This is a genomic window from Bacillus alkalisoli, from assembly GCF_002797415.1.
GTDB classification, from domain to species: Bacteria; Bacillota; Bacilli; order Bacillales; family Bacillaceae_I; genus Bacillus_CD; species Bacillus_CD alkalisoli.
Window position 1 is genome coordinate 1057727 of record NZ_KZ454944.1, and the last position, 18568, is coordinate 1076294.

The following is an 18568-nucleotide window of genomic DNA, read 5'->3' on the forward strand; positions in this document are numbered from 1 at the left end:
AGAAACAAAATATGACTTTAACCCATATAGAAAAAATCTTTACAACGTTCGATACTACGGCCAACATCCTACAAGAAGAATTGTCTTGCACCTATTTAGAAGCACTTGCAGAAACATCCGATAATATTTTTCATGGTTCTGTTTTACAAGATGAGCTATCTGAGCTTACGAAAAAAAGACTAGAAAAAGAATACGAGCAAATAAAGATTAAATCGTATGCAAAAGAAGAAATAAGAAAAGGACTACAACTAACGATTCTTAAAGGAATGAAAGAGGCTGCGCAAGTTAATCATCAAATGACACCTGATGCAATAGCTATTTTTGTTGGTTATTTAGTTGGGAAATTTACTAGTAAAAGTCCGTCATTAACATTACTTGATCCTGCAATTGGTACTGGAAACTTATTAACAGCCATCCTCAATCACCTTTCAGGAAAACAGACGCAAAGCTTTGGAGTAGATGTGGATGATTTGTTAATTAGTTTAGCGGCACAAAACGCAAACTTACAAGAACATGCATTAGAATTGTACACACAAGATAGCTTACAAAACTTATTTATTGAACCAGTAGATGTAGTTGTTTCAGACTTACCTGTTGGATTTTATCCAGATGATGAGAATGCTTCGAATTACACGCTTAAAGCTAGTAACGGGCATTCTTTTGCGCATTATTTATTTATTGAACAGAGTCTTCGTTACACAAAGACAGGAGGATATTTATTCTTCTTAGTTCCAAACAGCCTTTTTGAAGGAGAAGAAGCATCTAACCTACACAAATTCTTAAAAGAACAAGTATATATTCAAGGTTTTTTACAATTACCAATGACTGTTTTCAAAAATGAAAATCATGCGAAAAGCATCTTAATCTTACAAAAGAAAGGTGTAGGAGTAGAGCAACCAAAACAAGCTTTACTTGCAAAACTACCTAGCTTTTCTAATAAAGTTGAATTGACTAAAACAATGGATGAAATAAGTAATTGGATTGAGACAGAAAAGAACAAATAATCCGAAAAAAAGAAATTTAACGAGTAAGCGTTAACAATAAAGGATTCCTCTTGCAAATGCAAATGTGCGGTGTTTAAATGAAAAAGGTATATATATTGAGGGCTATTTGTGCAACATAAGGTAGATGACATAAAACGCCTCATTTCCTTGTTTATTGGACATATCAAAAGGAGTTGTTTTTTTAGATGGCAAAAATTATTGCAATTAACGCGGGGAGTTCCTCACTTAAGTTTCAACTATTTCACATGCCAAGTGAAGAAGTAATCACAAAAGGATTAGTAGAACGTATCGGCTTAGAAGATGCGGTTTTTAATATTAGTGTGAACGGTGAAAAAGTAAAAGAAATAACAGATATTCCTGATCATGGAGTAGCAGTAAAGATTCTTTTAAATAAATTAACAGATTTAAACATTATCGAAAGCTTTGATGAAATTACTGGGATTGGACACCGAGTGGTACACGGCGGGGAAAAGTTCAACGATTCTGTATTAATTACAGATGAGCTGCTAACAGAATTAGAAGGTTTAGCAGAACTTGCACCACTTCATAACCCAGCTAACATTGTTGGAATTAAAGCGTTTAAAGAAATTTTACCAAATGTTCCAGCGGTAGCAGTTTTTGATACGGCTTTTCACCAAACGATGCCTGAAAAATCTTTCTTATATAGCTTACCTTACGAGTATTATGAAAACTTCGGTATTCGAAAGTACGGATTCCATGGTACTAGTCATAAATACGTTTCAGAACGAGCAGCAGAATTACTAGGTAGACCTATTGAACAATTACGTTTAATCTCTTGTCATTTAGGTAACGGAGCTAGTATTGCTGCGATCGAAGGCGGAAAATCTATCGATACATCTATGGGATTCACGCCGCTAGCTGGAGTTGCGATGGGTACGCGTTCTGGTAACATTGACCCTGCCTTAATTCCATTTATTATGGAGAAAACAGGTAAGAATGCTGATGAAGTATTAGATGTTCTAAATAAAAAGAGTGGTATCCTTGGAATTTCAGGTTTCTCTAGTGACTTACGTGACATTGAAACAGCTGCTGACGAAGGAAACGAACGTGCAGAATTAGCATTAGAAGTTTTTGCTAGCAGAATCCATAAATATATTGGTTCGTACGCAGCAAGAATGCACGGTGTTGATGCGATTATTTTCACAGCGGGTATTGGCGAAAATAGTGATGTCATTCGAGCTCGAGTATTACGCGGATTAGAATTTATGGGCGTTTATTGGGATCCATCCTTAAACCAAGTACGTGGAGAAGAGGCGTTCATCAACTACCCTCATTCACCAGTTAAAGTAATCGTTATTCCAACTAACGAAGAAGTAATGATTGCCCGTGACGTAATGCGTTTAACATAATAACATTTTGGGAAGAAGTCTGCTATAGCAGGCTTCTTTTTATATATGAAAATTTATTTCATGCTTAGTGTTGATAATTTATTACTAATACCTGTTGATTTCCGTGCAAGGCTGAGACTCCTGCGCCGAGGAGGCTCCCGGCCCGCCCGCGGAAAGCGAAGCCTTGCACGGAAATCAACAGGAGCCTTCAACATATCTAACTGTTAAAGTGGTGGAACACCTGCATCTGAAATCAACCATTAGAACCCCAACTATTTGTTAAGTACCAACTACATTATGTTATAATAAGTAAAACAAAGGCGGTAAAGTGAGGGATAAAGATGAACGAAAAAGATTCTTTACTACTTGAAGAGTTACAACAATGGGAAGATTCAATACGTAACTACGAACCAACACAATTCGAAGAAACAATCGACACATGGATAGAAGTCTCATTTCAATACATACCAGAAGACCTACGCGATATATTTTACAACCAGTTAGATACGTGGCTATTTCATTTACATGGATTAATTCAACAATCTGCTTTTCAAAAAGATGCAGAAAAACGTATTGTGGAAACAGCAAAAGTTTTTGACAAAACGATATCATCCATTGAAGATATTAGGCACTTAACTTTAGAACAAAAAGCATTTATTGCAAAGCAACAAATGGCTAAACATCGACTTTATGCATTAATTCAAGGTGGAATGACCGGAACTGGAAAACTATCTACTATTAGTGTTGATATTCCTGCCTTCGCGGCATTAAATATCCGCACAACACAATTAATTGCTATGTCACACGGATATAAACCAGACACACCTTATGAAATGGTGAAACTTTTACAAATATTTTATGCTGCTACATTACCGAAAAAATATCAATTTGAAAGATGGGAACAGCTGAAAAGGGAAGCCGGTGAAGAACACGATCCGTATTTTTATCCATTAACAGAAAGAGAGCATCCTTCTGTATGGTTAACACAACCTTTAACACACTTGATAAAACTTATCTTTATTCTAACGGTAAACTCGAACAAAAAAGGCAAAACGCCTATCTTTGGAATTTTGACTGGTGCAGCAACAAACTATCATTGGACAAAAAAAGTATCAACTTTTACCAATAACTATTTTTACATGAAACATTCTATGAAGTCTGAAAAAGACAATTGGTGAGAAATAAAACACATGGTCAACTGGCCATGTGTTTTTCACATCAAAAAAGACCACTAATGAAAGTGGTCTTACAATTTAAGCGTGTATTTTTGAAGATACTTCTTGGTTTAGTCTATACCATAACCACAAATCATTAATGATACTTGCGAGTTCTGCGATTTCACTATTTAGCTTACATGATTTTTCGAAGTCTGATTCGTTGTTCAATTGTTCTTGTTTTGTGTTAATGGAATGCTCTAAGTCTTTAATTCGATCAGGAATACTCCCACGGATTAATTCCCATTCCATTATAATTTTCAGTTGTTGTTCTTTACTATATTGTGACCATTCGAGTTCAAGTTTTGGTAAACGAATACCTAGTCTTTTGTCGTGAACAAAATATGCCATGAAATACTTCCTTCCCTTTCTCCTCTTACCTTTATTGTATAATAAGCGGTTACATATGAAAAGGATAGTTACTTTTAATTGTCTTCGTTTCTTACTACTAGTACATCACATTTTGCGTTTCGAACAATATGTTCTGATACGCTACCGATGAATAATCTTTCTACTGCATTTAGCCCAGTCGCGCCACAAATAATTAAATCCACTTTTCTCTCTTTTGCTACGTCTTTAGCAATTCGTACTTTAGGTGAGCCATACTCAATAACCGTCTCTACAGTCTCAATAGAAGTCTTTGCCATCTCTTGATAGTTTGCTAACATATCTGCTGCAAACTTCTCTGCATTTTCTGTCATACGGATATCGTATGCTTCCATCGTTGCATAGGCTCTTGTATCAATAATGTGTGCAATAACAAGTTCTGACTGATTACGATTGCAAATTTCCACAGCCTTTTTGAAAGCTAAATCTGCCTCTTTTGAACCGTCAACCGCAACTAATATTCGTTTGTAAGTGTACATCATGATGAACACCCCTTACTTTTTAAGTGGAAGGATTCTCCCTACTTTTATTTTATAGTATTTTTTACCACATTTAAATGTAGTTGAAACAACAAACTATAACAATGTAGTGACAATTTTATGTAGTAAGGAGCGGATTGGATGGCGGATAAGCAAAACCAGAAACAACAATTCTTTTATGATGACGCGGCAGCAAACGAAGTACACAACATGATTACGGATGCATACACAAGTGGGTATGTAAATCAACAATACGGACAAAATGCAGCACAACAACAAAGCCAACAAAGCCAACAACAAGCACAAGAGGAACGTTACGAATAAGGGTAGACAAAAAAGGACTGATGTAACATTCAGTCCTTTCTTCTATAAATAAACAACATTAAATAGATGAGTCCAGTAATAAGGAACGCTATAAATCCAGGTGAATAATCTTCAGGTAATAAAAAGTAAACTGGCATTCCAAGTGTAATAGAATAAAAAGCTTGTTTATTGTAGAGTGGAATGATTTCATCCGCATTTAAAGTTAATCTTTTCTTAAAAATGAAATCTACTACAATGACGGCGGACAAAGGTATAACCAATCCACCTAACAAGGAAATGAACTGTTTTGCTTCATTAACAAGTGTTGGAGTTAGAGATAGTGTAATGCCAAGTAATCCAAATAAAATTGCTGCTTTCACTCTTCCTAGTCCCGGTAAGGAATTAAGGAGTGAAAATCCGCCAGTATATGCATTACTTAAATTTATGGATATCATCGATAAAATTGCTGCAATTATGATAATGAAAACAATTATATAAGAATCTGTCATATTCGTTGTAACGATAAAAGGATTCCATTCATTCGTTAAGCTAGCCGTATATGCTCCGAAAAATGCGGTTAACATAAATCCGATTACATTTCCGGAGAAGAGTCCTATAAAACCTTCTTTAGGTGTAATAGCATACCTTGTCATATCAGCTGAAGAACTAACACCTGATACATATTGAACAAAGGCTAAACTCGCAAAGAAAAGCATGGTGCTTATGTTGTTAGACGCTGCAGCTGTTGATTCTACTCCAGTTAATAGATTACTTTCTCTTAACAATAAGAAAATCATCATTCCCTGGCCAATGAGTAAAATTGGCATAAAGTATTTCGTCGCTTTTTTTACGGCTTCAAATCCGATTAATGCTAAGACAGTCATAATGATTGCTAGCGATGAAGCGACGAGAAAAAAAGGCAGTGAAATAGCGAATACACTTTTTAATAAATGTTGAATAACGAGAGCTCCGCCGACCGTTTGCACTGAAAACCAATATAAAGATGTAATGGTTCTTATAGGAGAGGAAATAAATCTTGCTCCTTTAACACCAATCATAGATCGAATTGCAAATTGTGATGGTATACCATTTTTTGCACCTGGGATTGATAATAACGAAACAAATACAAAAGCAAGGGTAGCACCGATAATAGTACTTAAAAATGCTTCTGTAAATGATAGCCCACCTTCTAGTACAGCTAAAGCTGGGACTAAGAAGTTGCCTGCATTGACGGAAAAAGCAATTTGTATAATTGTATATTCATACCAACGAGTTTTTCTTAATTCTTGTGGAACGGACTCTAAGCCGAATCGTTCTATTCTAGATGGTTTTGAAGAAATATGTTTCACTGCTTGTTCCATTGTATTTCCTTCTTCCTATTGAAAAAATTATAGCCATAATAAGTTTACTTTGGAATGTAGAATATATCCATTCTAAATTCTTTTTGCACCTTAATAGTTGTATTTTTTCTTTATCTGCGTTACCTTCATAATATATTTTGAGTTTTTTCAAACAGTATTAGAACAAGTAAACGGACTCAACTTAATATATAGTTCGCAAGGGGGAAACCTAGTTGCGTCACGCAATTATTACAGCAGGTACAAAAGGTCTTGGTAAAAAGGTAACAGACCAATTCATCAATAAAAACTGTACGCTTACGATCCATTATCGAAGTGATACAGAAGCACTTATAAAATTAAAGGAAGAACTCCAACATGTAGACCAAACTCGCCTTCATTTTTTTCAAGGAGATGTTACGAAAAAAGAAGATATGTACAGGTTAGTTGATGAAGCGTATGAGAAATTTGGACGAATAGATTATCTAATTTGTAACGCTGGCCCATATGTTTTTGAAAGAAAAAAGTTGGTAGATTACAGTGAAGATGAATGGTACAACATGATGGAAGGGAATTTAAGCTCCGTTTTTCATCTAGTAAAAAAAGTAGTGCCAATCATGCGTAATCAAAAATTTGGCAGAATTATTACATATGGCTTTCAAGGTGCAGAATCAACACCAGGATGGATATATCGCTCCGCGTTTTCCGCAGCAAAAGTCGGATTGGTCTCTTTAACGAAAACAATCGCTATTGAAGAAGCAGAAAATGGAATTACAGCTAACATGGTTTGCCCAGGAAATATTCTCGGAGAAATGAAAGAGTCAACGATTGAAAAATCTAGATTGCTGGAAGATAAAACAACACCAGTTGGCAGGTCAGGCACTGGAGAAGACATTGCAAGAGTGGTTGATTTTTTATGTAATGACAATTCCGATATGATTACAGGATCCGTCATCGAAGTTACAGGTGGATTAGACGTTATAAACCGATATCGATAAAAAGCAGGAAGGACTAATAAAAGTCAATCCTGCTTTTTTGTATATTCTCTTTATCTTTTTAATGAATGTATCAAGGTAAATCTCAATGGAAACACTTTATGAGGATTTTATAAAATATTAGCGAATTATTCTATCATTTCAGATTAAACTATTAATTAAAAAGCGCTTACATAAATTAATGAAAAAATGTTTTACAAATTATTTTTTAATGTTATATTTAATACGTCTTAATAGTTTAATCAAATGTTTATATATTTGTAATATAGGAGGAATGCTTGCGATGCGTATCGGAGTACCTAGAGAAATTAAAAATAATGAAAATCGTGTTGCTATGACTCCAGCTGGAGTTGTTAACTTAGTTGGTTTCGGACACGAAGTATATATAGAAAAGGATGCTGGTGTAGGGTCTGGATTTATGGACGAGCAGTACACTGCAGCTGGTGCTAAAATTGTTGACACTGCTGCTGAAGCTTGGTCCATGGACATGGTTATGAAAGTAAAAGAACCACTTCCATCCGAGTACAACTATTTCCGTGAAGGGTTAATTCTTTTCACATACCTTCATTTAGCTCCAGAACCAGAGTTAACTAGAGCATTAATTGAGAAAAAAGTAGTTGGAATTGCATATGAAACAGTGCAAACGCCAAACGGTGCCCTACCTTTATTAACTCCTATGAGTGAAGTAGCTGGACGTATGGCTACACAACTTGGTGCTCAATTCCTTGAGAAAACTAAAGGTGGTAAAGGTATCTTACTTGGTGGGATTCCTGGTGTACGCCGTGGTAAAGTATCGGTAATTGGTGGTGGAGTTGCTGGGACGAACGCTGCTAAAATGGCAATCGGCTTAGGTGCAGATGTAACAATCTTAGACTTAAACCCAGAACGTCTTCGTCAATTAGATGATATTTTTGGTCGTGACGTGCAAACATTAATGTCAAACCCATTAAACATCGCACAAGCGGTGAAAGAATCTGATTTAATTATTGGTGCAGTATTAATTCCTGGTGCAAAAGCTCCTAAATTAGTTTCAGAGGAAATGATTCAGTCTATGTCTCCTGGTTCTGTAGTAGTTGATATTGCAATTGACCAAGGTGGTATATTCGAAACAACAGATAGAATTACTACTCATGATGATCCAACTTATGTGAAACATGATGTAGTTCACTATGCAGTAGCGAACATGCCAGGTGCAGTTCCACGTACTTCTACGATAGGATTGACAAATGTAACAGTTCCTTATGCTGTTCAAATTGCAAACAAAGGGTACAAGCAAGCATGTCTTGATAATCCTGCATTATTAAAAGGTATTAACACAATTGATGGCTATGTAACATATGAAGCGGTAGCTCAAGCGCATGAACTTGCATATGAGGATGCACATACATTACTAGCAAAAATGTAATAAAATAAATAAAGGAAGCCATTATGGCTTCCTTTTTGTTATCTTTTAATAATTTGCAGTTCTTTTGGATATTTCGTTAATAGCTCCACGCCTGATTCCGTTACTAAGATGTCATCTTCAATTCTTACTCCACCTACATTCGGAACGTAAATACCAGGTTCAATGGTGAACGCCATTCCTTCCTGTAGTAACATCGTATTCGTTTCGTTCATAGAAGGATATTCATGCACTTCAATTCCTAATCCGTGACCAATACGGTGTGTAAAATATTGTCCATATCCATGCTCTGTAATAATGGAACGAGCAGTACGGTCAATTAATCCGATTTCAGTGCCTGGTTTACACACTTCTACAGCTGCTAATTGAGCTTTTAATACCGTTTCGTAAATTTCTTTTTGTTTCTCGTTAATTTCCCCGAATGCAACTGTGCGAGTAATATCGGAACAATAACCGTTTAAGACAACCCCAAGATCAAATAAAACTAAATTCCCATCATTCACTTTGTCTCCACTAGGTTTTCCGTGCGGAGAAGCAGTTTTTACACCTGAAAGTGCCATAGTTGAGAATGACATCTGACTTATGCCTTTTTTCTTTAACTCATATTCAATAGTTGCCACTAATTCTTGTTCAGTTCTCCCCTTTTGTAAAAAATGCACACCTACTTCAACACCAAAGTCGGCAAGTTTGGCAGCTTCACGTAAAATTTCTTTTTCCTCTTCATCTTTCACAATTCGAAGTTGATACATCTTTTCTTCAGCAGAAGTGAAAGTAGCATCAGGAAAAATAGATTGAACATTTTTAAATCTAGAAACAATCATATGCTCTTCTTCCACAGCTAACTTTTGAATAGTGACGCCTCGTTGAGCCACTACTTCTTTTATCATTATCCAAGGGTTATCTGTATCGGAATATCCAATAACGTCAAATTTCCACCCTGTTTGTCTTACTTGTTCCACTTCCATACCAGGACAAATTAAAATAGGATCGTGATTAGGGAAGACAAGTAATCCTAATAAACGTTCGTGAGGGTCTGTGTAAAATCCAGATAAATAAAATACATTAGGAGTAGATGTCAAGAAACTAGCAGATATATCTTCTGTCTTCATCCATTCCACTAAATTATGTAAACGTTGTTCTTTCATCGTATCAAATCCTTTCCATTCTTATAAAAAAACGTTTACAATTAGATTAACAAGGAAAATCAAAACTGTACAGGGGGAGCAATCCTCTTACAATAGAAAGGGTGCAATCATTCAATGAAAATTTCGTATCACGGTCATTCTGTTGTGAAAGTAGAAGCACATGGTAAAACAATTATCGTAGATCCTTTTATTAATGGTAATAGTAGTACAGATTTAAAAGTAGATAATTTGAAAGTGGACGTTATTTTACTCACACACGGTCATAATGATCATGTAGGAGACACCGTTGAGCTTGCGAAAATAAATGACGCACTAGTTATAGCACCTTTTGAATTAGCCACTTTCTTAAGTTGGAAAGGGGTAAAAGTTCATCCAATGCATATTGGTGGATCTCATATATTCGACTTCGGAAAAGTGAAGTTAACCCAAGCATTTCATGGATCGAGTTATGAAGATGCAGAAAACCAAACGATTACATATACAGGGATGCCTGCCGGGATATTATTAACAATTGGTGGAAAAACAATGTATCATGCTGGCGACACAGCCCTATTTTCCGATATGAAGCTTATTGGTGAACTAAATAGTATTGATATCGCCTTTTTACCAATCGGAGATAATTTCACAATGGGGATTGAAGATGCCTTAATCGCAGCACAATGGTTGAATGCTAAAAAAGTAGTGCCTATCCACTACAACACATTCCCAATCATCGAACAAGACCCAACATACTTTATAAGCGAACTACCAGATGAAATCGGATTATTATTAAAAGTCGGAGAAGGAATTGAATTATAATATAAAATTCTTTAAGATTTAGTTTATGTTAATGAGCCAAGATCAATAGAATATTAAAAGTTTGTATAACAATTTATTTTTTATTTTAATAATAAAGTTGATGTTCGATGTAGGTGCGAGACCACCCGCGGAAAGCGAGTACCTACATCGAACATCAACAGTTAGTACCCTTCTTAATGACTTTTATAAGTTGTAGGCTAAAAAGAAGCTATTATAGCTTCTTTTTTTATTTTATTTGAATATAAATAAAACAAGCTATGTTTAGAGGAGGATTCGCAGTGAAAAAGAATAGATGGTTATTAAGTTTACTCTGCATTGCAGCTATGTTTTATTTAGCTTTTCCAAGATTACCAATACACGAAGATGGCCTTGCCGCTTGGTTTGCTATCGCTTGGGTTGTTTTTGCATTAATGGCTATTGGAGGAAACTTAGCGGCGATTATGTATTTGCCAAAAAGAAAAAGAAAAGTTTCTAAACTAAAATTACAAGAACAAAAACGCATAAGATTAAGACAATATACGTAATGGACATTGAATGTCTAACACTTCACTCGTATAATAGAAGAATACTATTAGTGAACGGGTGAAAAATTTGGCAACTAAACATGAACAAATACTACAATATATTGAAAAACTTCCAGTTGGGGATAAAATATCCGTTAGACAAATCGCGAAAGCATTAACAGTTAGTGAAGGTACTGCTTACCGTGCTATTAAAGAAGCAGAAAACAAAGGGTATGTTAGTACAATCGAACGTGTTGGGACGATTCGTATAGAACGAAAGAAAAAAGAGAATATTGAAAAGCTAACATTTGCTGAAGTAGTTAACATTGTAGATGGACAAGTGTTAGGTGGTAAAGAAGGATTACATAAAACGTTAAACAAATTCGTTATCGGTGCGATGAAATTAGATGCGATGATGCGCTATACTGGCGCAGGGAACTTACTTATTGTCGGTAACCGAACAAACGCACACCAGTTAGCTTTAGAACGTGGTGCCGCAGTTCTTATTACAGGTGGATTTGATACAGATGAACATGTGAAAAAGTTAGCGGATGAACTGAAGCTCCCAATAATATCAAGTAGTTATGACACGTTTACAGTTGCAACATTAATAAACCGCGCAATCTATGATCAATTAATAAAAAAAGAGATTGTTCTTGTGGAAGATATATTAACTCCTTTAGATGAAACAACACATTTATTAGTAGATAATAAGATTGTTGATTGGCTTTATTTTAATGAAAATACGAAACATAGCAGATTTCCAGTTATCGATAAACATGGCAAAGTGCAAGGTGTTGTTACTTCCAAAGATGTTTTATCAAAAGACGATCAAACGTTAATTGAAAAAGTGATGACGAAAAATCCTATTACCGTTAATCGTAAAACAAGTGTCGCATCTGCAGCCCATGTTATGGTGTGGGAAGGCATAGAAATGTTACCTGTTGTCGATCAGCATCATAAGTTAATAGGTATTATTAGTAGACAGGATGTATTAAAAGCATTGCAAATGATTCAACGTCAACCTCAAGTAGGAGATACGCTAGATGATATAGTTACAAATCAATTTGTGGAAAGACAAGGAAAAAGTGGCGAAGAGATGCTATCCTGTGAAATTACCCCACAAATGACAAACTCGGTTGGTACAATTTCATATGGTGTATTTACTACTCTAGTAACAGAGGCGGCGAAACGTACACTTCGAAACTTGAAAAAAAGCGACATGGTTGTAGAGAACATTACGATCTACTTTATTAAGCCAGTTCAAATTGACAGTACGATTCAAATAAAACCGAAAATACTAGAAGTTGGACGTAAGTTTGGGAAAATAGATGTAGAGGTATATCACGAAGGGAATGTCGTCGGCAAAGCATTAATGATGGTCCAACTTATTTATTAAAAGGCTATGTTAAATACCGCTGTTGATTTCCGTGCAAGCTTCCGCTTTCCGCGGGCGGGTCGGGAGCCTCCTCAGCGCTATCGCGCCTGCGGGGTCTCCCGGTTCCCGCTTCTCCCGCAGGAGTCTCCGCCTTGCACAGAAATCAACAGCTAATTGTAATTTATTAATATCAACACTAATCTTTATAGCTTTTAATAAAAAAGATGGTAGTTTCCTTTCAATAACGAAGCTACCATCTTTTATTATTTTGTAGTCTCAACCGTTTATTGTTGTTTAATTAGTTCTGCTTCTTCACGTGCATGAGGTAAATAAAATTTATATGCCTTAGATCCAGCCCAAATACTTCCCGAACCAATCAAAATAAATAGTATGCCTACAACAATAGCCCAAGTGGAAGTAGGATTAATCATGGCGTTTAAGCCGAATAAAGCAACAAAAATACCTAGAGCAATACTAGATTTCGCACTAAGCCATTTTTTCTCAGCGGGGTATTTTGCTCGGAAAAAATAAAGGCACTTATAGTAAACATAAAACATTATGGAAAAGATCATAAAAAATACGAGCAATGCGTTCATAAATAGAACTCCTTTCAAAATCAATGTCCAAACTCTATTCTACCTATAAATGATTAAAATATCTAGTAAAGTCCAGCGTTTAACTACTTTGATATTAATGGAAATTATGATTAAATGATAGTAAACATATAAGAGGAGAATGGACAATGAAACAAGAAATTATACGAGAAATAGTGAATGCAGACACAATTATTATTCATCGTCATGTAAGACCAGATCCAGATGCCTACGGTTCACAATGTGGATTAGCTGAAATAATAAGAGCTTCTTTTCCAGATAAAAAAGTGTTCCGTGTCGGGAAAGAAGAAAAGTCGCTCCATTTTTTAACGAGGTTGGATGAGATTAGTGACAATACATATGAAAATGCTTTGGTAATAGTTTGTGATACAGCGAATGCCGAGAGAATTTGCGATGAAAGATACAACCTTGGAAGAAAACTAATAAAAATTGACCATCATCCAAACGACGATCAGTACGGAGACCTTATTTGGGTAGATACCGACGCAAGTTCAACAAGTGAAATGATTTATGACTTATTTTTAGGAGGTGTTCATCAAGGCTTTCAAATGACAAAAGAGGCAGCTAGACTTATATATGCAGGGATTATTGGAGATACAGGCAGATTTTTGTTTAAAAGTACGAGTGCCAAAACCTTTAAATATGCATCAGAACTTGTTTCTTATGGATTTGATTTTCCAAAATTGTACAATGAGTTATATGAAGTAAAACTTCATATAGCGAAGTTAAACGGATATGTACTAGAGAACTTCCAAATTCATGAGTATGGTGTAGCTACAATGAAACTAACGAAAGAAGAATTAGCACAATTCAACGCTACTCCTGCCGATGCATCACAATTAGTAGGATCTCTAGGAAATATTGAAGGTGTTCTGACGTGGGTATTTTTCATAGAAGAAGAGGATCAAATTAGAGTAAGATTGCGCTCAAAAGGGCCAATAGTAAACGATATCGCCAAACGCTACAACGGTGGTGGACATCCTCTTGCATCAGGAGCTTCCATCTATAATTGGAATGATGCACAACTAGTCTTACAAGACTTAAAAGAACGAGCAAAAAGCTATTCATAAGAATAAATGAAATAGAGCGACTTCCTTTAAAAGTAAGTCGCTCTTTTAAATAGGTTTAAGTTGATTGTTCCATCTTTATAACAGATAGCTCTATTTCAACAGTAGTGTCAAAGTACAATCGAAAAACTTTAAAATAGTAGCTTTTGTTATCAATCTTATAAGGTGTGCTCTCAATCGATTTTACTAAAAAGTCTTTATTATCATTGATACTCTTTATATCCCTTGAAATAAGATGGTTCAAATCTTTTTGAATGCTTTCAATAATGTGAACTCGGTCGAGAGAGTTTAGCTTATATTTATCATGATTGTTAATCGTAATATAAATGTCTTCAACTTTTAATTTTTCCTTTTCTTCTTTTAACTTTTCATTGTCTTCTGTTAATATGTGAAGTCGATCTTCTAGCTTTTCGACTTGTTTTTTATATTGTACGATGAAATTGACTTGGCGATCTTGAATGGCCCCAAACAGAAACACAAAAATCCCCCAACTTAAAATAGCACCAACAACAGCTCCTGCAAAAAAACGTTGCCAACTCGGTTCACGATGATAGGGAGGTATGCGCATTACAAGTTCTCCTGCTGTGTTAACCAATTTATAATTAATGCACCTAATTGTGCACCACCTGTTGCTGTAATGATAAGCAATATTTGTTTTACTAAAAACTTGGTTTCTCCACCAAATAAGCCTTTTTCAAAGTTGTAAAAAGTGTCAAATGTTCCACCAATCGCAGCAACAATTGCCCAAATTTTTAATGAAGAAGCTAACCTAGCCATTCGATTAAGTGGGGCATCTCCAACTAAGAAAGCAGCGAATCCCCCAATTAATGCCCCGCCAATTAAAACACCTAATGAAATAAAAAAACTTAACAGTAGTGTAGCAATAAATGGATCTTTTACTTCCATCTTCATCATCCTTTCAGTCCATATATCATATATATGGACAAGAAGAAAGAAGTATGTTTTTCTTGCAGTAGAAACCAATTGAAATTTCCGTTACTTTTTACTATGTGTACGGTCTATAATAGAATGGAAAGTGAAAATAAAGGTGTGAGAATAATGAGTTACGTTCCTTTACATATAATGAGTTGTTACAGTTTGTTAAATAGTTCTGTTAGAATTGACAGGCTTATTCAACGAGCCAAACAAGAGGGTTTTGAAGCAATTGCAATAACAGACGAAAACGTTATGTATGGAGCCGTGGACTTTTATAAAGCATGTAAAGAAAAAGGAATAAAGCCAATTATCGGCATAACTTTATCTGTAATAGAAGACATAGATGAAACATCTAGTAGTCAATTGTTATTGTTAGCTGAAGACTATCAAGGCTATGTTAACTTAATGAAACTATCTAGTATTGTACAAACGAAATCGAAAAATGGTGTACCAAAAAAATGGCTAAAGCACTATGCAAAAGGACTTTTCGCTATTTTGCCAGCAACAACGTGTGAATTAATTCATGTACTAGATGAAAAAGAAACATTTTTACAACGAACGAAATTTTACTTTGACGTTTTCACAAAAGAAAAAGTTTATTTAGGGATGGAAAGACACTCTCAAGAAGCCCATCACATAACCGAAAAGTTGTTAGTAAGATATTCATTTCAAACAGTTGCTTTAAATAAAGTACATTATTTACAAAAAGAAGATGTTTTTAGTTATGAATGTTTAAAGGCTATTAAACGAGGAGAGCCTTTGGAGGATTTTCCAAAAGATGCTCCGTTTTATTTAAAGAGTAGCGATGAGATGTATGAGACATTTTCAGATTGCTTAGAGGCTTTAGAAAATACAATTTTACTAAGTAGAAATTGTAATGTTGAAATAAAGTTTAATCAACGATTATTACCTAAATATCCTATTGAAAACGATATGTCGGCAGAAATTTTCCTTGAGGAACTTTGTGTACAAGGGCTAAATAAACGAGTGAAAAATGTCAATAACCATTACAAAAATAGATTGCAATACGAGCTTAATGTTATTAGAAAAACTGGGTTTAGTGATTATTTTTTAATTGTTTGGGATTTTATGTTGTTTGCAAGACAAAATAACATATTAACAGGGCCTGGACGTGGTTCTGCTGCTGGATCATTAGTAGCTTATTGCTTATATATTACGAATGTAGACCCAATACAACATAATTTACTTTTTGAAAGATTTTTAAATCCAGAGCGCGTTTCTATGCCAGATATTGATATCGACTTTCAAGATAATCGAAGAGATGAAGTGATTCATTATGTCACAAATAAGTACGGTTCGCTGCATGTAGCGCAAATTATTACGTTTGGAACACTTGCAGCCAAAGCTTCTTGGAGAGATGTGTCAAAAGCTTTACGTTTATCTGTAAAAGAAATCGATGGGATTTCTAAGCTTATCCCTTCGAAACCTGGAACAACATTAGAAAGTGCTTTTACAGAAGTGGATGCTTTTAGGAGAGCGGTTACAGAAACGAAAGAGCGACAGCGAGCATTTGAGGTTGCAAAACAACTAGAAGGTATACCTAGACATACATCTACACATGCAGCAGGTGTCATCATTAGTGAAAACCCTTTAACGGAACTTATTCCGATCCAACAAAGTACACAAGAAACGTATTTAACACAATATCCTATGGAAACATTAGAAAATATCGGCTTACTGAAAATGGATTTTTTAGGATTGCGGAATTTAACAATCATTCAAACGATTAAGTCCCTTGTTCAAAAAGCAGACCTAAAAATAGAAGAACCTATTCCACCAAACGATGAAGCAACTTTTGCTTTGCTGTCTGAAGGGGATACATCCGGCATATTCCAGTTAGAATCTCCTGGTATGAGGAAAGTGTTATTGAACTTAAAGCCAAATTCATTAGAAGATATTGTAGCTGTTAATGCGTTGTATAGACCGGGTCCGATGGAACAAATACCTTTGTTTATCGAGCGAAAACATGGTGTAAAACCAATTGAGTATCCACATGAAGATCTAATACCGATATTAAAAAATACTTACGGCGTTATCGTTTATCAAGAGCAAATTATGCAAATAGCTTCAGCGCTTGCTGGTTTTTCATTAGGAGAAGCAGATTTGCTAAGACGAGCCGTTGGAAAGAAGAAAAAAGAAGTACTGGCAGAAGAAAGGCAACATTTTGTGAAAGGTTGCTTGAAGAACGGATATGACGAAAAAACTGCCAACCATATTTATGACCTTATCGTTCGGTTTGCTGACTATGGATTTAACCGCTCACATGCTGTCGCCTACAGCATGATTGCATATGAATTAGCATACTTGAAAGCGAATTTTCCGATTCAATTTATGAGTGCATTCATGTCTAGCATAATCGGAAATGAGCAAAAAATAAGTCAATATGTCAATGAAGCAAAAAGAAAAGGAATTCGTGTTTTACCACCATCTATTAACAAAAGCGCTTTTAGTTTCCTAACAGACAAAGATGGTATCAGGTTTAGCCTTCTAGCAATAAAAGGCGTAGGTAGACAAATAGTAAGATATATCGTAGAGGAACGTAAAAAACAGCCTTACACAGACTTGTTCGATCTAAGTGTGCGAACATCCTCCAAGTTGAATAGAAGGTTACTAGAGCAATTAATATACGCAGGTGCGCTAGATGAATTTAATGAGGATAGAGCAACGCTGTTAGCAAGTATTGATGTAGCGATGCAACATGCAGAATTAGTTACACCAACAACAGATGAAGATCAAATGGGGTTAATGCTAGAAGTTGAATTCGATATTAAACCGAAGTATGTAAAAGTAGAACCTATGCCACTAATACAGAAGTTAGAATTAGAAAAAGAAGCATTAGGATTTTATTTATCTAACCACCCTGTCGAAATGTTAGAAAGTTATTTTAAATTAGCTGGTACAACAAATATTGAAAATGCTCTGTTTTCTAAAGGGTATGTTAAGTTAGGTGTTTTAATTGTAGGTGGTAGGACGATTCGAACGAAAAAAGGGGAACAGATGGCATTTTTAACTTTAAGTGACCAATCAGGTGATTTAGAAGCCGTAGTGTTTCCTGATGTTTTTTCTCGCTTCACTACACAATTCAAGCAGGGAGAAATAGTTTTGCTCGAGGGTAAAATAGAGTCAAGGAACGAAAAAGATCAATTAATCGTTAAAAATATACTTTCTTCTAATCAAATAATACAACAATACGAGCATTTAAGAGGAAAAGTCTTTTTAAAAATTGATGAAGCAAAACAATCGAGTACCATTTTGCAAGATTTAAAAAGTGTTCTAAACAAGAATCGTGGTCCAGTGGAAGTATACGTACATTATGTAAAGAATAAAAAAACAATCCGACTTCCTGAAGAAGATTTTATCATGCCAACAGATAAATGTTTACAACATTTAGAACAGTTACTAGGGACCCAAAATGTCGTATTTAAGAAAGATGTACCTTTACAATAAAAGAGATATGTTATAGTATGAGGAGGTGGTCAGACCACCTCCTTATTTTTTATTTTTATAAATAATAGGTTAAGTTATGCAAACAATGTGATAAAAATAAATATTTTAATTAAATAGGCAATGTTAAAACGTAGTGTTGATAATTAGAAACTTACCTGTTGATTTCCGTGCAAGGCTGAGACTCCTGCG

18 protein-coding genes are annotated in these 18568 nt (G+C 35.2%); 11 read left to right on the forward strand and 7 right to left on the reverse strand.

Features of this window, described 5'->3' with window-relative positions:
• The first annotated feature begins 11 nt into the window (after window positions 1-11).
• From CDZ89_RS05045 to CDZ89_RS05055, 3 genes are all read left to right on the forward strand, one after another.
• Window positions 12-1004 (forward strand): class I SAM-dependent methyltransferase, encoded by a 993-nt coding sequence (locus CDZ89_RS05045; RefSeq protein WP_096152969.1) that lies wholly within the window; start codon window positions 12-14, stop codon window positions 1002-1004.
• 185 nt (window positions 1005-1189) lie between these two features.
• Window positions 1190-2374, forward strand: coding sequence for an acetate kinase (locus tag CDZ89_RS05050; protein ID WP_096152971.1), 1185 nt, complete (start codon window positions 1190-1192; stop codon window positions 2372-2374).
• Between the two features lie 320 nt (window positions 2375-2694).
• Window positions 2695-3531 carry an EcsC family protein gene (locus CDZ89_RS05055; RefSeq protein ID WP_096152972.1) on the forward strand — a complete coding sequence of 279 codons (837 nt, stop codon included), beginning with the start codon at window positions 2695-2697 and terminating at the stop codon, window positions 3529-3531.
• A 75-nt stretch (window positions 3532-3606) separates the two neighbouring features.
• On the opposite strand, the gene CDZ89_RS05060 is transcribed toward CDZ89_RS05055, so the two are convergent.
• The gene (locus tag CDZ89_RS05060; RefSeq protein WP_096152974.1) at window positions 3607-3918 is read right to left on the reverse strand and encodes a hypothetical protein; all 312 of its coding nucleotides are present in this window, start codon (window positions 3916-3918) and stop codon (window positions 3607-3609) included.
• A gap of 74 nt (window positions 3919-3992) precedes the next feature.
• Entirely contained in the window at window positions 3993-4436 is a 444-nt protein-coding gene (locus CDZ89_RS05065) for a universal stress protein (RefSeq protein ID WP_227521441.1), read from the reverse strand.
• 138 nt (window positions 4437-4574) lie between these two features.
• Here CDZ89_RS05065 and CDZ89_RS05070 point away from each other — a divergent pair, with 138 nt between their 5' ends.
• On the forward strand, window positions 4575-4757 hold the full coding sequence (locus CDZ89_RS05070; RefSeq protein WP_096152975.1) for a hypothetical protein: 183 nt from the start codon (window positions 4575-4577) through the stop codon (window positions 4755-4757).
• Window positions 4758-4786: 29 nt separating this feature from the next.
• Here the strand turns inward: CDZ89_RS05070 and CDZ89_RS05075 are convergent, their stop codons facing one another.
• The gene (locus CDZ89_RS05075) at window positions 4787-6097 is read right to left on the reverse strand and encodes a purine-cytosine permease family protein (protein ID WP_096152977.1); all 1311 of its coding nucleotides are present in this window, start codon (window positions 6095-6097) and stop codon (window positions 4787-4789) included.
• Window positions 6098-6309: 212 nt separating this feature from the next.
• Here CDZ89_RS05075 and CDZ89_RS05080 point away from each other — a divergent pair, with 212 nt between their 5' ends.
• Window positions 6310-7071, forward strand: coding sequence for an SDR family oxidoreductase (locus tag CDZ89_RS05080; protein WP_096152979.1), 762 nt, complete (start codon window positions 6310-6312; stop codon window positions 7069-7071).
• Window positions 7072-7351: 280 nt separating this feature from the next.
• Window positions 7352-8473 (forward strand): alanine dehydrogenase, encoded by a 1122-nt coding sequence (ald, locus tag CDZ89_RS05085; protein ID WP_096152981.1) that lies wholly within the window; start codon window positions 7352-7354, stop codon window positions 8471-8473.
• 38 nt (window positions 8474-8511) lie between these two features.
• On the opposite strand, the gene CDZ89_RS05090 is transcribed toward ald, so the two are convergent.
• A complete protein-coding gene (locus CDZ89_RS05090; protein ID WP_096152982.1) occupies window positions 8512-9615 on the reverse strand; it encodes a M24 family metallopeptidase in 1104 nt (367 codons plus the stop codon).
• Between the two features lie 114 nt (window positions 9616-9729).
• Here CDZ89_RS05090 and CDZ89_RS05095 point away from each other — a divergent pair, with 114 nt between their 5' ends.
• The 3 genes from CDZ89_RS05095 to CDZ89_RS05105 all read left to right on the forward strand — a co-directional run bounded on the left by CDZ89_RS05095 (window position 9730) and on the right by CDZ89_RS05105 (window position 12315).
• On the forward strand, window positions 9730-10413 hold the full coding sequence (locus tag CDZ89_RS05095) for a metal-dependent hydrolase (protein WP_096152984.1): 684 nt from the start codon (window positions 9730-9732) through the stop codon (window positions 10411-10413).
• Between the two features lie 278 nt (window positions 10414-10691).
• Complete coding sequence (locus CDZ89_RS05100; protein ID WP_096152986.1) at window positions 10692-10937, forward strand: hypothetical protein; 246 nt, start codon at window positions 10692-10694, stop codon at window positions 10935-10937.
• 67 nt (window positions 10938-11004) lie between these two features.
• The gene (locus tag CDZ89_RS05105) at window positions 11005-12315 is read left to right on the forward strand and encodes a CBS domain-containing protein (RefSeq protein WP_096152987.1); all 1311 of its coding nucleotides are present in this window, start codon (window positions 11005-11007) and stop codon (window positions 12313-12315) included.
• Between the two features lie 263 nt (window positions 12316-12578).
• On the opposite strand, the gene CDZ89_RS05110 is transcribed toward CDZ89_RS05105, so the two are convergent.
• A complete protein-coding gene (locus tag CDZ89_RS05110; RefSeq protein WP_096152989.1) occupies window positions 12579-12890 on the reverse strand; it encodes a YtpI family protein in 312 nt (103 codons plus the stop codon).
• Between the two features lie 146 nt (window positions 12891-13036).
• Here CDZ89_RS05110 and CDZ89_RS05115 point away from each other — a divergent pair, with 146 nt between their 5' ends.
• Window positions 13037-13978, forward strand: a complete 942-nt coding sequence (locus CDZ89_RS05115) for a DHH family phosphoesterase (protein WP_096152991.1) — start codon at window positions 13037-13039, stop codon at window positions 13976-13978.
• A 55-nt stretch (window positions 13979-14033) separates the two neighbouring features.
• Here CDZ89_RS05115 and ytrI read toward each other — a convergent pair whose 3' ends face one another.
• A complete protein-coding gene (gene ytrI / locus CDZ89_RS05120; protein ID WP_096152992.1) occupies window positions 14034-14543 on the reverse strand; it encodes a sporulation membrane protein YtrI in 510 nt (169 codons plus the stop codon).
• Window positions 14543-14881 carry a sporulation membrane protein YtrH gene (locus tag CDZ89_RS05125; protein ID WP_096152993.1) on the reverse strand — a complete coding sequence of 113 codons (339 nt, stop codon included), beginning with the start codon at window positions 14879-14881 and terminating at the stop codon, window positions 14543-14545. The genes ytrI and CDZ89_RS05125 overlap by 1 nt, the downstream gene beginning before the upstream one ends.
• Before the next feature lie 153 nt (window positions 14882-15034).
• Between CDZ89_RS05125 and dnaE the strand changes: the two genes are divergently transcribed.
• On the forward strand, window positions 15035-18379 hold the full coding sequence (gene dnaE, locus CDZ89_RS05130) for a DNA polymerase III subunit alpha (RefSeq protein ID WP_096152994.1): 3345 nt from the start codon (window positions 15035-15037) through the stop codon (window positions 18377-18379).
• Window positions 18380-18568: the final 189 nt, after the last annotated feature.

Excerpts from the sequence above, each read along its gene's own strand:
- CDZ89_RS05045 (WP_096152969.1), top strand. The coding sequence starts at position 12 with ATGACTTTAACCCATATAGAAAAAATCTTTACAACGTTCGATACTACG.
- CDZ89_RS05050 (WP_096152971.1), top strand. The coding sequence starts at position 1,190 with ATGGCAAAAATTATTGCAATTAACGCGGGGAGTTCCTCACTTAAGTTT.
- CDZ89_RS05055 (WP_096152972.1), top strand. The coding sequence starts at position 2,695 with ATGAACGAAAAAGATTCTTTACTACTTGAAGAGTTACAACAATGGGAA.
- CDZ89_RS05060 (WP_096152974.1), bottom strand. The coding sequence starts at position 3,918 with ATGGCATATTTTGTTCACGACAAAAGACTAGGTATTCGTTTACCAAAA.
- CDZ89_RS05065 (WP_227521441.1), bottom strand. The coding sequence starts at position 4,436 with ATGATGTACACTTACAAACGAATATTAGTTGCGGTTGACGGTTCAAAA.
- CDZ89_RS05070 (WP_096152975.1), top strand. The coding sequence starts at position 4,575 with ATGGCGGATAAGCAAAACCAGAAACAACAATTCTTTTATGATGACGCG.
- CDZ89_RS05075 (WP_096152977.1), bottom strand. The coding sequence starts at position 6,097 with ATGGAACAAGCAGTGAAACATATTTCTTCAAAACCATCTAGAATAGAA.
- ald (WP_096152981.1), top strand. The coding sequence starts at position 7,352 with ATGCGTATCGGAGTACCTAGAGAAATTAAAAATAATGAAAATCGTGTT.
- CDZ89_RS05090 (WP_096152982.1), bottom strand. The coding sequence starts at position 9,615 with ATGAAAGAACAACGTTTACATAATTTAGTGGAATGGATGAAGACAGAA.
- CDZ89_RS05095 (WP_096152984.1), top strand. The coding sequence starts at position 9,730 with ATGAAAATTTCGTATCACGGTCATTCTGTTGTGAAAGTAGAAGCACAT.
- CDZ89_RS05110 (WP_096152989.1), bottom strand. The coding sequence starts at position 12,890 with ATGAACGCATTGCTCGTATTTTTTATGATCTTTTCCATAATGTTTTAT.
- CDZ89_RS05115 (WP_096152991.1), top strand. The coding sequence starts at position 13,037 with ATGAAACAAGAAATTATACGAGAAATAGTGAATGCAGACACAATTATT.
- ytrI (WP_096152992.1), bottom strand. The coding sequence starts at position 14,543 with ATGCGCATACCTCCCTATCATCGTGAACCGAGTTGGCAACGTTTTTTT.
- CDZ89_RS05125 (WP_096152993.1), bottom strand. The coding sequence starts at position 14,881 with ATGGAAGTAAAAGATCCATTTATTGCTACACTACTGTTAAGTTTTTTT.
- dnaE (WP_096152994.1), top strand. The coding sequence starts at position 15,035 with ATGAGTTACGTTCCTTTACATATAATGAGTTGTTACAGTTTGTTAAAT.